15 protein-coding genes and 1 other annotated feature (1 of these 16 only partly in view) are annotated in these 14,485 nt (G+C 35.6%); of the genes, 10 read left to right on the top strand and 5 right to left on the bottom strand.

What is annotated here, in order from left to right:
• Positions 1-84, top strand: a binding site (T-box leader); it begins 329 nt to the left of the window's first position.
• A 65-nt stretch (positions 85-149) separates the two neighbouring features.
• Genes CM54_RS10030 through CM54_RS10010 form a run of 5 tightly spaced genes read left to right on the top strand, consistent with a single transcriptional unit; the run spans position 150 to position 7,225 of the window.
• A complete protein-coding gene (locus tag CM54_RS10030) occupies positions 150-1,253 on the top strand; it encodes a PLP-dependent transferase (protein ID WP_037550901.1) in 1,104 nt (367 codons plus the stop codon).
• A complete protein-coding gene (metC, locus tag CM54_RS10025; protein WP_037550899.1) occupies positions 1,250-2,425 on the top strand; it encodes a cystathionine beta-lyase MetC in 1,176 nt (391 codons plus the stop codon). The genes CM54_RS10030 and metC overlap by 4 nt, the downstream gene beginning before the upstream one ends.
• Complete coding sequence (locus CM54_RS10020; protein WP_037550897.1) at positions 2,379-4,217, top strand: bifunctional homocysteine S-methyltransferase/methylenetetrahydrofolate reductase; 1,839 nt, start codon at positions 2,379-2,381, stop codon at positions 4,215-4,217. The genes metC and CM54_RS10020 overlap by 47 nt, the downstream gene beginning before the upstream one ends.
• Entirely contained in the window at positions 4,214-6,460 is a 2,247-nt protein-coding gene (gene metE / locus CM54_RS10015; protein ID WP_037550895.1) for a 5-methyltetrahydropteroyltriglutamate--homocysteine S-methyltransferase, read from the top strand. The genes CM54_RS10020 and metE overlap by 4 nt, the downstream gene beginning before the upstream one ends.
• 21 nt (positions 6,461-6,481) lie before the next feature.
• Complete coding sequence (locus CM54_RS10010; RefSeq protein ID WP_037550893.1) at positions 6,482-7,225, top strand: cyclase family protein; 744 nt, start codon at positions 6,482-6,484, stop codon at positions 7,223-7,225.
• 391 nt (positions 7,226-7,616) lie between these two features.
• On the opposite strand, the gene CM54_RS10005 is transcribed toward CM54_RS10010, so the two are convergent.
• From CM54_RS10005 to CM54_RS09995, 3 genes are read right to left on the bottom strand one after another with little or no spacing between them, the layout of a single operon-like run.
• Complete coding sequence (locus CM54_RS10005; protein ID WP_037550891.1) at positions 7,617-8,264, bottom strand: 3-oxoacid CoA-transferase subunit B; 648 nt, start codon at positions 8,262-8,264, stop codon at positions 7,617-7,619.
• 4 nt (positions 8,265-8,268) lie between these two features.
• On the bottom strand, positions 8,269-8,964 hold the full coding sequence (locus CM54_RS10000) for a CoA transferase subunit A (RefSeq protein WP_037550889.1): 696 nt from the start codon (positions 8,962-8,964) through the stop codon (positions 8,269-8,271).
• Between the two features lie 3 nt (positions 8,965-8,967).
• Positions 8,968-10,155 (bottom strand): acetyl-CoA C-acetyltransferase, encoded by a 1,188-nt coding sequence (locus tag CM54_RS09995; protein WP_037550887.1) that lies wholly within the window; start codon positions 10,153-10,155, stop codon positions 8,968-8,970.
• Positions 10,156-10,559: 404 nt separating this feature from the next.
• On the opposite strand from CM54_RS09995, the gene CM54_RS09990 reads away from it, so the two are divergent.
• Positions 10,560-10,946, top strand: a complete 387-nt coding sequence (locus tag CM54_RS09990; protein WP_037550885.1) for a VOC family protein — start codon at positions 10,560-10,562, stop codon at positions 10,944-10,946.
• A 181-nt stretch (positions 10,947-11,127) separates the two neighbouring features.
• Here CM54_RS09990 and CM54_RS09985 read toward each other — a convergent pair whose 3' ends face one another.
• On the bottom strand, positions 11,128-11,379 hold the full coding sequence (locus CM54_RS09985) for a helix-turn-helix domain-containing protein (protein ID WP_050783844.1): 252 nt from the start codon (positions 11,377-11,379) through the stop codon (positions 11,128-11,130).
• Positions 11,380-11,491: 112 nt separating this feature from the next.
• Positions 11,492-11,692: a YozE family protein gene (locus CM54_RS09980; protein WP_016898412.1), complete on the bottom strand. Its 201-nt coding sequence runs from the start codon at positions 11,690-11,692 to the stop codon at positions 11,492-11,494.
• A gap of 328 nt (positions 11,693-12,020) precedes the next feature.
• Here CM54_RS09980 and CM54_RS09975 point away from each other — a divergent pair, with 328 nt between their 5' ends.
• The 4 genes from CM54_RS09975 to CM54_RS09960 are packed head-to-tail and all read left to right on the top strand — an operon-like array spanning position 12,021 to position 14,454.
• On the top strand, positions 12,021-12,224 hold the full coding sequence (locus CM54_RS09975; RefSeq protein ID WP_037550883.1) for a helix-turn-helix transcriptional regulator: 204 nt from the start codon (positions 12,021-12,023) through the stop codon (positions 12,222-12,224).
• Positions 12,221-12,940 carry a DUF3169 family protein gene (locus CM54_RS09970; RefSeq protein ID WP_037550881.1) on the top strand — a complete coding sequence of 240 codons (720 nt, stop codon included), beginning with the start codon at positions 12,221-12,223 and terminating at the stop codon, positions 12,938-12,940. The genes CM54_RS09975 and CM54_RS09970 overlap by 4 nt, the downstream gene beginning before the upstream one ends.
• 36 nt (positions 12,941-12,976) lie before the next feature.
• Positions 12,977-13,819 (top strand): ABC transporter ATP-binding protein, encoded by an 843-nt coding sequence (locus tag CM54_RS09965; protein ID WP_002454398.1) that lies wholly within the window; start codon positions 12,977-12,979, stop codon positions 13,817-13,819.
• Complete coding sequence (locus tag CM54_RS09960) at positions 13,819-14,454, top strand: ABC-2 transporter permease (protein ID WP_037550879.1); 636 nt, start codon at positions 13,819-13,821, stop codon at positions 14,452-14,454. The genes CM54_RS09965 and CM54_RS09960 overlap by 1 nt, the downstream gene beginning before the upstream one ends.
• The last annotated feature ends 31 nt before the right edge of the window (positions 14,455-14,485 follow it).

Below are 14,485 nucleotides of genomic sequence, written 5' to 3'. Positions count from 1 at the left end.
ATAATGGCGTACTGGTAGAGGTTACTTTAGTAATAAAGTGATAAACAAAGGTGGTACCGCGAAACTTAAGCTTTCGTCCTTTACATCCGAATGAATCGGGTTTAAAGGACGGAAGCTTTTTTTATTTATTTAATTAGGAGGGTCTAGAAATGAAGGATACTGAATTAGCTCAAATTGCTCTAACAAAGGATCATACCGGCGCTATAGCCAATCCAATTTATTTATCTACTGCATATCAACATCCTCATCTAGGTCAATCAACAGGATATGATTATACACGCACTAAGAACCCAACTCGCACAGCGTTCGAAGAATCATTTGCCAAACTGGAAAAAGGCATTTCATCTTTTGCCACTTCTAGTGGAATGGCAGCAATCCAACTCGTTTGTAACATCTTCAAACCTGGGGATGAAGTGCTCGTAGCATTTGATTTATACGGAGGCACTTTCCGTTTATTCGATTTCTACGAACAACAATATGGCGTGAAATTTAAATACGTTGATTTCTTAGATTATGAAGATGTTGAAAAAAATATAACTCCACAAACAAAAGCTTTATTTATTGAACCGATTTCCAATCCACAAATGATAGAAATTGATGTCGAGCCGTATTATGTTCTAAGTAAAAAACACAATTTATTAACAATCATTGATAATACGTTCTTAACGCCCTATCTATCAACACCTCTTGAAGAAGGTGCAGATATCGTTTTACATTCAGCAACGAAATATATTGGTGGACATAACGATGTATTAGCCGGCGTCGTGACTGTGAAAGATGAACACTTGGCTGAACAACTTGGACAATTCCATAATATGATTGGCGCAACGTTATCACCTTTAGACAGTTATCTACTTCAAAGAGGACTTAAGACATTACATCTTCGTATCGATCGCTCTCAAGAAAATGCACAACGACTGGCTGAACGTTGTCGTCATTCAGAATCCATAGACGAAGTCCTCTATAGCGGCCGTACAGGAATGCTTAGTTTAAGACTCAATAAGGCTTTTAGCGTCGCTAGATTTTTGGAAAATTTAGACATCTGCATATTCGCAGAAAGTTTAGGAGGTACAGAAACATTTATCACCTTCCCATATACACAAACACATGTAGATATGCCTGATGCTGAAAAAGATAAACGAGGAATAGACGAACACCTGATTCGACTATCAGTTGGTATTGAAGATTATCACGATATTGAAGCAGATATTATTCAAGCATTAGAAAATTCTAAAGTAGGAGTGATTTCATGAGTTTATCTAGAGAGACAGAAGTAATCTTTGATTCACGTAGAGGACAGGATTATCACTCAGCAAATCCACCCTTATATGATTCTTCAACATTTCACCAAACAGTACTTGGTGGGAATGCACAATACGACTACGCAAGAAGTGGAAACCCAAACCGTACGCTTCTGGAAGAAAAATTAGCACGTTTAGAAGGTGGAAAATATGCTTTCGCATATGCATCAGGTATAGCAGCCATTACTGCTGTCTTACTTACACTCAAATCAGACGATCATGTAATTCTTCCTGATGACGTTTATGGTGGCACATTTCGTCTTACTGAACAAATATTAAATCGTTTTAACATTAAATTTACGACGGTAAATGCGACAAACATTCTAGAAATTAAAAATGCAATTCAATCAAATACAAAACTCATATATGTGGAAACGCCATCGAACCCACTTTTCAAAATTACGGATATTCGTGCAGTAGCCAGAATAGCCAAACAAAACAACTTACTCTTAGCGGTAGATAATACCTTTATGACACCCCTTGGTCAATCTCCTTTAGCTCTAGGAGCAGATATTGTAGTACATAGTGCTACTAAATTTTTAGGTGGTCATAGTGATCTTATTGCTGGAGCAGCGATCACTAATCGTAAAGATATTGCAGATGCCCTTTACCTCTTACAAAACGGTACTGGAACGGCGCTTTCAGCTCATGATAGTTGGACGTTAGCAAAGCATCTTAAAACATTACCTGTAAGATTTAAACAATCTGTAGAAAATGCCGAACGTTTAGTTAAGTTCTTAAGTCAAAGTAACGAAATTGCTGAAGTATATTACCCAGGAAATAATCCAACACATTTAAGACAGGCTTCAACCGGTGGTGCTGTCATTGGCTTCCGACTTAAAGACGAATCAAAGGCACAAACCTTTGTAGAGTCTCTAACTTTACCACTTGTGTCTGTCAGTCTTGGCGGAGTTGAAACAATCCTTTCCCACCCAGCCACAATGTCACACGCAGCTGTTCCTGAGGCAATAAGAAATAAGAGAGGAATTACTTTCGGTTTATTTCGCTTAAGTGTAGGACTAGAGGACCCAGAAGAAATCATTGCAGATATTAACTACGCTTTAAAGGAGGCTTTCAATGAGTCAATTTCTGAACCAATTGCAGAACAACGTTTTGGTAGCTGATGGAGCTATCGGAACAATATTTTATTCAGAAGGGCTCGACACTTGCCCTGAAGCATATAACTTAACCCACCCTGATAAGGTAGAACGTATTCATCGCTCTTATATTGAAGCAGGTGCAAACGTCATTCAAACCAATACGTATGGTGCTAACTTTGAAAAGTTAAAAACTTTCGGCTTAGAACATCGTGTCAAAGAAATTCATAAAGCAGCAGTTCAAATTGCAAAACGTGCAGCGCATCATGACACATTCATCTTAGGAACTGTAGGTGGCTTTAGAGGTGTCAGACAAGATGACATCAGTTTGTCTACGATTCAATATCACACCGAATTACAAATTGATACTTTGATTGACGAGGGCGTAGATGCGCTACTATTTGAAACCTACTACGATTTAGACGAATTAAAAAGTATTGTTGTCGCCACACGTCGAAAGTATGAGATTCCTATCATCGCACAGTTGACCGCTTCAAATACGAACTATCTTGTTGATGGTACTGAAATCAATGACGCTCTTAAACAACTGGTAGCATGTGGGGCTAATGTCGTAGGTCTCAATTGTCACCATGGTCCACACCATATGCAGCGTTCATTTTCACATATAGAACTTCCGGATAATGCCTATTTATCGTGTTATCCAAACGCAAGTCTCTTAGATATTGAAAACAGTGAATTTAAATACAGTGATAATGCCCAATATTTCGGAGATGTAGCACAAGAATTAATTAATGAAGGTGTGAGATTAATTGGCGGATGTTGCGGTACGACACCTGAGCACATTCGTTACATTAAGACTGCTGTTCAAGGTTTAACACCTATAAAAGACAAGAAGGTCGTTCCAATCACGAAGAAATCTAATCACAAACCTACGAAAGTGGTTAAACAGAATCTGACTTCTAAAGTTAAGAATGGGCCAACGGTCATTGTGGAACTTGATACACCTAAGCACTTAGACACAGATACCTTCTTTGAAAATGTAGGCAAACTCGATGAAGCAGGTATCGATGCCGTCACATTAGCTGATAATTCACTTGCAACGGTTCGAGTAAGCAATATTGCAGCCGCAAGTCTTATTAAACAACAATATGATATCGAACCACTCGTTCACGTGACATGTCGCGACCGAAACCTTATCGGCCTGCAATCTCACCTTCTAGGATTATCACTGATTGGTGTAAACGAAATTCTAGCAATTACAGGAGATCCTTCTAAAGTAGGTCACTTACCAGGAGCAACCAATGTCTACGATGTAAATTCAAAAGGTTTAACGGAACTCGCATTGAGATTTAACCAAGGTATTAATACAGATGGTGATGCGCTGAAGAAACATACAAACTTCAACATCGCAGGTGCGTTCGATCCAAACGTACGTAAACTAGACGGCGCCGTAAAGCGTCTGGAGAAAAAAGTCGCAAGTGGCATGAGCTATTTCATTACACAACCCGTCTACAGCAAAGAAAAAATTAAACAAGTTTATGAAGAAACGAAACATTTAAATACACCGTTCTTCATTGGCATTATGCCTATCGCTAGTTATAATAATGCACTTTTCTTACATAACGAAGTGCCAGGCATAAAGATGTCAGAAGATGTATTGAACCAATTCAAAGCTGTTAAAGATGATAAAGAAAAAACGAAAGAGTTAAGTTTACGACTTTCAAAAGAATTAATCGATACAGTGCATGAATATTTTAATGGTTTATACATTATTACACCATTCCAGAAGGTGGATTACTCACTAGAACTCGCAGCATACTCTAAATCAATTACTGCTAATAAGGAGGCAATATTATGACAACAATTAAAACTTCAAACTTAGGATTCCCAAGATTAGGTAGAAAAAGAGAATGGAAAAAAGCTATCGAAAGTTACTGGGCTAAAAAAATTAATAAAGCTGAATTAGATCAAACACTTACTGATTTACACAAAGAAAACCTATTACTTCAAAAGAATTATCATTTAGATAGTATTCCAGTTGGAGACTTCTCATTATATGACCATATTCTTGATACATCTCTACTATTCAATATTATTCCTAAACGTTTCCAAGGTCGTGAAGTCGATGACGATTTATTGTTTGATATCGCCCGCGGTAATAAGGAACATGTAGCGAGTGCACTAATTAAATGGTTTAATACAAACTATCATTACATCGTACCGGAATGGGACAATGTAGAACCAAAAGTTGAGAAAAATACATTATTAGAACGATTCAAATATGCTCAATCTATTAATGTGAATGCTCACCCTGTGATTGTTGGACCTATCACATTCGTCAAACTCTCTAAAGGTGGCAACCAATCATTTGAAGAAAAAGTTCAAACATTGCTTCCACTTTATAAAGAAGTTTTATCATCATTGATTCAAGCTGGTGCTGAATATATTCAAATTGATGAACCTATTTTAGTAACTGACGATAGCGAGAGCTATGAGGATATTACAAAAGAAGCTTATGAATATTTTGCTCAAGCGGGCTTAGGTGAAAAGTTAGTCATCCAAACTTACTTCGAACGTGTGCATTTAAAATTCTTAAGTTCATTACCAGTTGGCGGATTAGGTTTAGACTTTGTTCATGACAATGGTTATAACTTAAAACAAATTGAAGCAGGAGATTTCGACTCAAGCAAGTCACTTTATGCTGGTATTATTGATGGTCGTAACGTGTGGGCTGCAGATATTGAAGCTAAAAAGCAATTAATCGAAACGTTGCAACAATATACTAATCAATTAGTAATTCAACCATCGTCTTCTCTTCTACATGTGCCAGTCTCATTAGATGACGAAACGTTAGATGAATCTATTGCCGAAGGTTTAAGTTTTGCTACTGAAAAGTTAGACGAATTAGATGCATTACGTCGTTTGTTCAACAATAATGATAGCGCAAAATATGACGAGCTCAAAGCACGTTACGAACGTTTCCAAAGCCAATCATTCAAAAACCTTGAGTATGACTTTGATAGCGTTCCTACAAGTCGTAAATCACCATTCTCAGAACGTAAACAAAAACAATATGCACGTCTAAATTTACCAGATTTACCAACTACAACAATCGGGTCATTCCCTCAAACACGTGAAGTACGTAAATATCGTGCAGATTGGAAGAACCATCGCATTACAGATGCTGAATATCAAGAGTTCCTACAAAATGAAATTGCACGTTGGATTAAAATCCAAGAAGACATCGGTTTAGACGTCCTCGTGCATGGTGAATTCGAACGTAATGACATGGTTGAATTCTTTGGTGAAAAACTTCAAGGCTTCTTAGTAACTAAGTTTGGTTGGGTGCAATCATATGGCTCTCGTGCAGTTAAACCACCTGTGATTTACGGGGATGTAAAATGGACTGAACCTTTAACTGTTAAAGAAACAGTCTATGCACAAAGCTTAACTGATAAGCCAGTCAAAGGTATGTTAACTGGACCAGTAACAATTCTTAACTGGTCATTCGAACGTGTAGATGTACCACGTAAAGTTGTTCAAGATCAAATTGCATTAGCTATTGATGAAGAAGTCTTAGCGCTTGAAGAAGCAGGCATTAAAGTTATTCAAGTAGACGAACCAGCATTACGTGAAGGCTTACCATTACGTTCTGAATATCATGATCAATACTTGAAAGATGCCGTCAACTCATTCAAGTTAGCAACATCGTCCGTTCATGATGAAACACAAATTCATACACATATGTGCTATTCTCAATTCGGACAAATCATTCATGCTATTCACGACTTAGATGCTGATGTTATATCAATTGAAACATCACGTAGTCATGGTGATTTAATCAAAGACTTTGAAGATATCAATTATGATTTAGGTATCGGATTAGGTGTTTATGATATTCATAGTCCTCGTATTCCGACTGAAGAAGAAATTACAACAGCAATTAATCGTTCTTTACAGCAAATCGATCGTTCATTATTCTGGGTAAATCCAGATTGTGGTCTTAAAACGCGTAAAGAAGACGAAGTGAAAGATGCCTTAACAGTTTTAGTTAATGCCGTTAAGAAGAAACGCCAAGACAACAATGCAACAACAGCTTAATATCATTCAGAGGTGATGCTTATGACAAACTATCCTTTATGGGAGCAACTCAATCAACTTAAAGAGGCCCAATGGGTCGACTTAACTCATACGTTCGATCTAGACATTCCTCGCTTTAGTGAGTTTGAAAAAGGCGAAGTTTCAACACTCTTTAACGTCAAAGATCATGGTTTCTACGTTCAACGATGGAATATCGTTACTCAATATGGTACACATATCGATGCGCCAATTCATTTTGTAGAAAATAAGAGATATTTAGAAGAGTTAGACTTGAAAGAACTAGTATTACCACTTATTGTCTTAGATTACTCTAAAGAGGTTGCAGAGAATGCAGATTTCATCGTGACACGAGAACACCTTGAAGAATGGGAAAGTCAGCACGGCAAAATTGAAGCCGGTACCTTCGTCGCACTCCGTACAGATTGGTCTAAACGTTGGCCAGATATAGATCAGTTTGAAAATAAGGACTCCGACGGCAACCAACATTTACCTGGTTGGGGTTTAGATGCGTTAAAATTTCTTATCGAAGAACGTGGCGTAAAATCTATAGGCCATGAAACGTTTGATACCGATGCCTCAGTTGATACTGCTAAAAATGGGGATATTGTAGGAGAACGTTATATTCTAGGTAAAGATACATTCCAACTTGAACTATTAACAAACTTAGATCAACTTCCTACAAGAGGGGCCATTATTTATGCAATAAGTCCTAAACCTAAAGATGCACCCGGCTTCCCTGTCAGAGCATTCGCAATCAAACCATAAAAGTAAAAAGATTTGATCGATTCTATTTAAAATAATCAACTATCGAGTATATTAATCATATAAATTAACATACTCAAACACTTTGGTAGGCTTTGAGCCGGCTTGCCAAAGATTCATAACTCAAGGTGCAACACAGCCTTAACAAAAATTAAGGTCGTACATCTCTTTTGCCATGAGTTACATGCGCGAATCGTAATGAAAGAGCCATTCATTACATCATCGCCCAATCTAACCTTCCTATTTTAATAAATATAATAAAGCTTTAAGTGATATCGTAGTAGAGTATCACTTAAAGCTTTTATAATGTAGCTATTAATTTTTTCAAATCAGTATTAAAATGATGAAAACCAGAAAGAGGTGTCTTAATTCAACTTCCCCTTCACAGTCGCATTTACTTCAAACAATTCACAAAGTGTGCTTCTGTTTTATCTTCAACTTCTTCAAGTGTCACACCATCTTGTAACTCAACCAAACGCATCTGACCATCAATAAAATCAAATACGGCTAAATCGGTAATTAATCTAGATACAACACCCGCACCAGTTAATGGTAAATCACATTGCTTTTTCACCTTTGACGCACCATGTTTATTGGTATGGAACATAATCACCACAACCTTTTTAGCACCAACAACTAAATCCATTGCGCCTCCCATACCTTTGACGAGTTTGCCAGGAATCATATAATTCGCTAAATCGCCTGTTTCAGAAACTTCCATACCGCCTAGAATTGCTAAATCTATATGTCCACCTCGAATCATCGCAAAAGATTCTGCATTATCGAAATAACTCGCACCTTTTGCGACTGTCACCGTCTCTTTGCCTGCATTAATCAGGTCTGGATCTAGCTCGTCTTCAGTCGGATAAGGCCCTATACCAAGCAAACCATTTTCCGATTGAAAATAAACATTCTCTACACTTTCAGGCATCGCATTCGCTACCAATGTTGGCATACCAATACCTAAATTAATGTACATATCACTTTTAATTTCACGTCCTGCACGTAGCAAGATTTTCTCTTTAGGTGTTAATTCAGTCATGCGTTTAATCCTCCCTTAGCGTTCTTTTTTCGATGCGTTTTTCAAAATTTTCACCTTCGAAAATATAATCTACATAGATACCTGGGAGATGCACCTGATTAGGATCAATTTCACCAACGTCAACAATTTTCTCTACTTCAACAACGGTTGTCTGAGCAGCCATCGCACATAATGGATTAAAATTACGTGCCGTTTTATTAAATATTAAATTTCCAGCTGTATCCGCTATATCAGCTTTTACGATGGCAAAGTCTCCTTGTATCGCTTCTTCCATGACATACTCACGGCCATTAAATACGCGTGTTTCTTTGCCTTCAGCAATCTCAGTACCTACACCTGTGGCAGTGTAAAATGCGGGAATCCCCGCACCACCTGCCCGTAATTTTTCTGCTAATGTACCTTGAGGCGTAAGCTCTACGTCTAACTCACCTGAGATAAATTGCTGTTCGAATAATTTATTTTCTCCTACATAGGAACTAATCATCTTGTCCACTTGTTTATCCTGAAGTAACACACCAAGGCCAAAGTCGTCTACACCACAATTGTTACTAACAACAGTGAGTCTCTTTGTACCACGTGCTTGAATAGCTGCAATACTGTGTTCGGGAATGCCGCATAAACCAAACCCACCAGCAAGTATAGTCATGCCATCCTCTAAATGTTCAAAGGCAGATTCAATATTCGTAATGACTTTACCCATGCATTATCCCTCCTCATAGTGAGAGACAACAGTAGCGATACCTTGTCCTCCACCAATACATAATGAAGCGATACCCATTTTTGTGGTTTCGTTCAATTGATGTAATAACGTTACAAGTATACGCGCACCTGATGCACCGATAGGATGACCTAGCGCAATTGCGCCACCTTTCACATTTACTTTATCTTGTGGTAGTTGAAGTTCGCGATCAACTGCCAATGATTGAGAGGCAAAGGCTTCATTTAATTCGAAAACATCAATATCTGAAACTGATTTATTCGAGCGCTTCAATGCTTGACGAACCGCTTCAACAGGACCAATCCCCATGATTGATGGATCCACGCCACTCGTACCGAAACTATCAAGAATTGCAATCGGCTTAACACCTAAGGCTTTTGCTTTCTCTTCAGTCATCACTAACATCGCAGCCGCACCATCGTTAATACCGGACGCATTACCAGCTGTCACTGAACCATCTTTTTTAAAGGCAGGACGTAACTTACCTAACTTATCTGCTGTTGTGCCTTGGCGGATACCTTCATCTTGCGAAACAATAATAGGATCACCTTTACGTTGAGGTACCTCAACCGGTACAATTTCAGCGTCAAATCCACCTGTTTCTTGTGCATGCGCCGCCTTTTGTTGTGATTGGGCTGCGAATTGGTCTTGTTCCTCTCTACTGATGCCATATTTTTCAACTAGATTCTCTGCAGTAATTCCCATATGGTAATCATTGAATTTATCAGTTAAACCATCACTTACCATGCTATCTTCTAATGCTTGATTGCCCATTTTAAAGCCAAAGCGACCATTTTTTAATAACATAGGTGATTGCGACATACTCTCCATGCCACCTGCAATAACAACCTCATTATCACCAGCTACGATAGATTGATATGCAAGTTGAATTGCTTTCAATCCAGAACCACATACTTTATTCAATGTAAATGCCGGCGTAGCTTCAGATAATCCACCCTTAATAGAAGCAATACGTGCAGGATTTTGTCCTTGGCCTGCTTGTAAGACATTACCCATAATCACTTCATTGATTTCATTTGAATCTATACCTGTATTTTTAACGATGTGCTTGATGACTGTTGCACCTAAATCATATGCAGGTACATCTTTGAATGCGCCTCCAAATACGCCAATAGGTGTACGATATGCTTCTGCTAGAACTACTCGTGTCATGTATTATTCATCTCCTTATTATTTATCTTTTTATTCTGAAAATGGGGGTCGAACCACATGTCAGTCTCATGTAATTTTCCCTAATTAATAAAACAGTAAAACGTCTATGTATTAAATATGAATTTTACCCGAATTACTGTTCTTTGAGGTACGATTTAAGTATGTATTCATACATCGCGCGTTCCCACTCATTACTGACAATAGTACCAAAATTTAGCTTTAATTTTCCAGAAACAATACATGTCTAAATAGATAAAAATGATTTAACATGATTAAAACGTTTAACTTGTCATTTTAAGACTGACCTTTCATGAAATATTACCTTAATTAATCATCCAATATTATGTATAACACCAAAAATATAAGGGAATTATTTAAAAAGCAGATAAAGGGGGGAGAAATATATGGATATTATTGCAAATAGTATATTCGTAGAAAATCAAGAAGAAGCATTACAATTTTATACAAACGTGTTAGCCTTTAAGAAAAAACGCGATGAACCTGTCGGAGAGGGATTTCGCTGGTTAACACTTGTCTCTCTAACACGTCAAGATGGTACAGAATTAATTCTAGAACCAAACGGCAATCCCATTTCTAAAGACTATCAAGAGCGCCTATATGAAGCTGGGATTCCAATTACAATGTTTGGTGTTAAAGATGTACAACAAACATATGAAACGTTATTAGAGTCAAATGTGAACTTTAAAGTTACACCTACCACGATGGGTAGCGTCAGAATGGCTATCTTTGATGATACTTGTGGTAATTTAATTCAAATTATTGAAAATTAAATAAAAAATTAAGAAGAAATAGCAGAGTTTAACACGGCCGGGTAGACTAACCGCATTATTATAAACTCATATAGCTATTTCTTCTCGATTTTACATGTCATGTTATGAATATAAGGTGAGAACTATTGTTGATTATTATGAATTGAGAAGTATATACTTACTTTCCTTTACATTTGCCTTATTACTTATTAATTGAAACATCATCAACTGAATCTTTTAGCTTTTTCATTTCACTATCTAAAAACTCTTGATGAGGTACATCAAAATACTTACTTAAAACAAGTGCATCTTCCATTTGGGGGTCGTTCTTGCCATTTTCCCATTCCCAAATATGATGAATTTCATATTTAGTACCAAATTTCTTATTTAAGTCTTCTACAAGCTCTTTTATTTCTAAATTATTTTTTTCTCGAATATTGTGTAAATTATTCATACTCAACACTCCCTGAAAGTCTTTTATATACATCACTTAAATACTTTGTTAAGTCTCTTTACTTTTAGAGAATTCATTTTCAATAAATATTAATAGTGATGATAAAAACTAATTACTTCTGTTGATACGTTTCAATAGCCTGATGAATTGTATCATGTAAACTTGGTTCTTCAAGCCAATGATGAAATCTTTCAATGATGTCTCTAGGGGTAGAGATATCTTCAGGAAAATCAATATCTTTCATACCTTCAAATAAATCGCCAAAATGACTTTTCTCACCTTCATAGTTTTTCATGAAGTTATAAAAACTCACCACTTGCACCTCCTGCATTTCATAACAATAGATATATATTAACAAAATATATACATTTCCAAAATACATTTGTTTTAATTTATTAGCGAAAAAATGTAAATAAACATTACAATTAATTGAATACATTTTTTAAATTAAATGTAACGGCAATATTCCTTTAACAATCGCTCGTTTAGTTCGAGTAAAGACAATCCCTTTCCCTCTTAAACCTTTAGCAGACATTTAAATTAACTTAAATGTTTTGACATTAATGCGCGTCAATTTGACTAATATACTTGTCAAATTGACTAAAGTAATATATGTTATTGATGTAAGGAGTTGATAGAAATTGCGAAATCGACTTAAAGAATTACGTGCAAGAGACGGATATAACCAAACGCAACTTGCTAAGAAAGCAGGGATTTCAAGACAAACCGTTTCTTTAATTGAACGTAATGATTTCACACCTTCTATTTTGACAACAATCAAAATAGCTAGAATTTTTAATGAACCAGTAGAAAACATTTTTATCATCGAGGAGGGAGATTTATGAAAGTAGGAAGATACATATTATTAACACTTATTGGAGGAATAATTGGGGGATTGATAGGTCTTTCTTTCGGCGGAATTAAAATTTTAAGTCTGACACCATTCACTCATTTTGCCAAAACTAACGTCGTTATCATAATTGCAACTATATCTTCAATAATCAATATACTTCTAACTTTATATTTATTTAAAGTACACAAAGATGCACTCAATTTAAAAGTTAAAACTAGGAATCACATTGATGATGAGTCTGCAGATTTATATGAGAAAAAGGCATATCTAAAATCGATGAAAAGTGACTTTATCTATTCAATACAAATACTAATCAGTCTACTAACTATTTTAATCGTTGTTTTAGGTAATGCGTCAGCAAAAAATATAATGTTTGTGATAATACCTTACGTTATTACAATTATTCCAGCTTTGATGATAGGATTTTTCATCCGAAAATTTGATCCTAGATATCCTAAACTAGGAGAGAAAAACTATATCGAAAAAACATTAAATTTATTCGATGAGGGTGAACGTCATATCACTTTAATTGCTATGTATAAATTGTATAGAGTTAACATCTCATTGATAATTGGAGGGTGTTTAATCGTTGGTCTATTCTCAATTTCCACAGGCATTAACCAAACATTGAGCTTAATCGTATTAATTATTCTTTTTGTTTATAACACTTTTGGTTATTTAACTAAAATCAATAAATTTTATAAATAATACTAAACATGTTTAATTTTTCAGGAGGATAGTCTTATGGAAAAGCTTTTAGATATTCAAAATCTTAATAAGTCGTATACAAATTCAGAATTTCGACTTTCAAATATTTCTTTTTCAATTGGACAAGGTGAAGTAGTCGGCTTAATCGGTAAGAATGGATCAGGGAAATCTACCCTCATTAATACAATTGTAGGAAATAGACATAAAGATAGTGGTTCAATTCGCTTTTTCGATGAAGAAGTGAGCGAAGAAGACGTTCAATATAAAGAGCATATTGGTGTAGTGTTTGATGATTTAAGAGTACCTAATAAATTGACTTTAACATCTATAGACAAAGTATTTACTAATATTTATAACACTTGGAATAGTGATAAATTCTTTTCATTGGTAAAGGAATTTGAATTACCAACACATAATCAAATCACTACCTTCTCAAGAGGTATGAGAATGAAAACAGCATTATCCATTTCAATGGCACATGACTCAAAATTACTCATTCTTGACGAAGCAACTGCTGGGATGGATGTATCAGGCCGAGAACAAGTGATTGAAATTCTTGAAGATTTTGTGGCACAAGGTAACAGCATTCTAATTTCTTCTCATATTTCAGAAGATATAGAACAACTCGCTAATCAATTAGTATTTATGAGAGACGGCGAAATCATTTTAAAGGAAAGTAAAGAAGAACTACTCAAAAATTATGGCATTGTTGACCAACCTGTTGAATCATTTAATATTTCTAACGACTATTTGGTCGCGTCACGTCAAAGAAATCATAATAGAATTAGTCTTGTGAACAATCATCATGAGGTTCCCGAAGCCAAACAAATTAACAACATTGATGATGCAACTAAAATTATTATGAGAGGTGATAAATAATGAAAGGTTTAGTATTGAGTACTTTATATGCAACTAAAAAACCATTAATTATATATTTCATTGTTGGAATCATAGCAGCTATAATTATGACTTTTTTAAACCCAACTATGAGCGGTTTCATGGTAGTAGTATTATTGGTTTCATCTATTGCAGATAATTTCAAACGTGAAAAAGATTCTAAATGGATGTATTACATCTCTACATTGCCTGTAAAACGTACTGATTATGTAAAGAGTTACTATTTACTTTTTGGCGCTATCACAGTCATCTCTTTTGTGATTAGTTTCCCAATTGTATTGATAATTACACACAGCATAAATATGGCGTTGATTGCCTTTTTAGTTTGTGTTGGTTGTACAGGGTTATATTCCGCACTATTCCCATTAACATTTAAATTCGGCCCTGAAAATTCAAACACAATCATCATGATTACCGTTTTCTTTATGATTATTATATATTTCGTATTCTATATTTTAGCAATTGCTTTAGGTGCACATCATAATAGTTCAATGACCAATATGTTAAGTAGTACAAATAGTTTACTTGTATTTGTTGTTTTTGGAATTTTAGGATTAGTGACTTTTTCCTTAACTTATATTTTATCTATAAAAATCTTTAATAAAAAAGAACTATAATAAGTTTCATATATCCCCTCACTATTACAAT

The sequence above is a fragment of the Staphylococcus sp. TE8 genome, from assembly GCF_000692055.1.
In the GTDB taxonomy this organism is placed as follows: Bacteria; Bacillota; Bacilli; order Staphylococcales; family Staphylococcaceae; genus Staphylococcus; species Staphylococcus capitis.
Note: the sequence above shows the minus strand (reverse complement) of the source record. Positions and strands in the feature narration are given on the sequence as shown.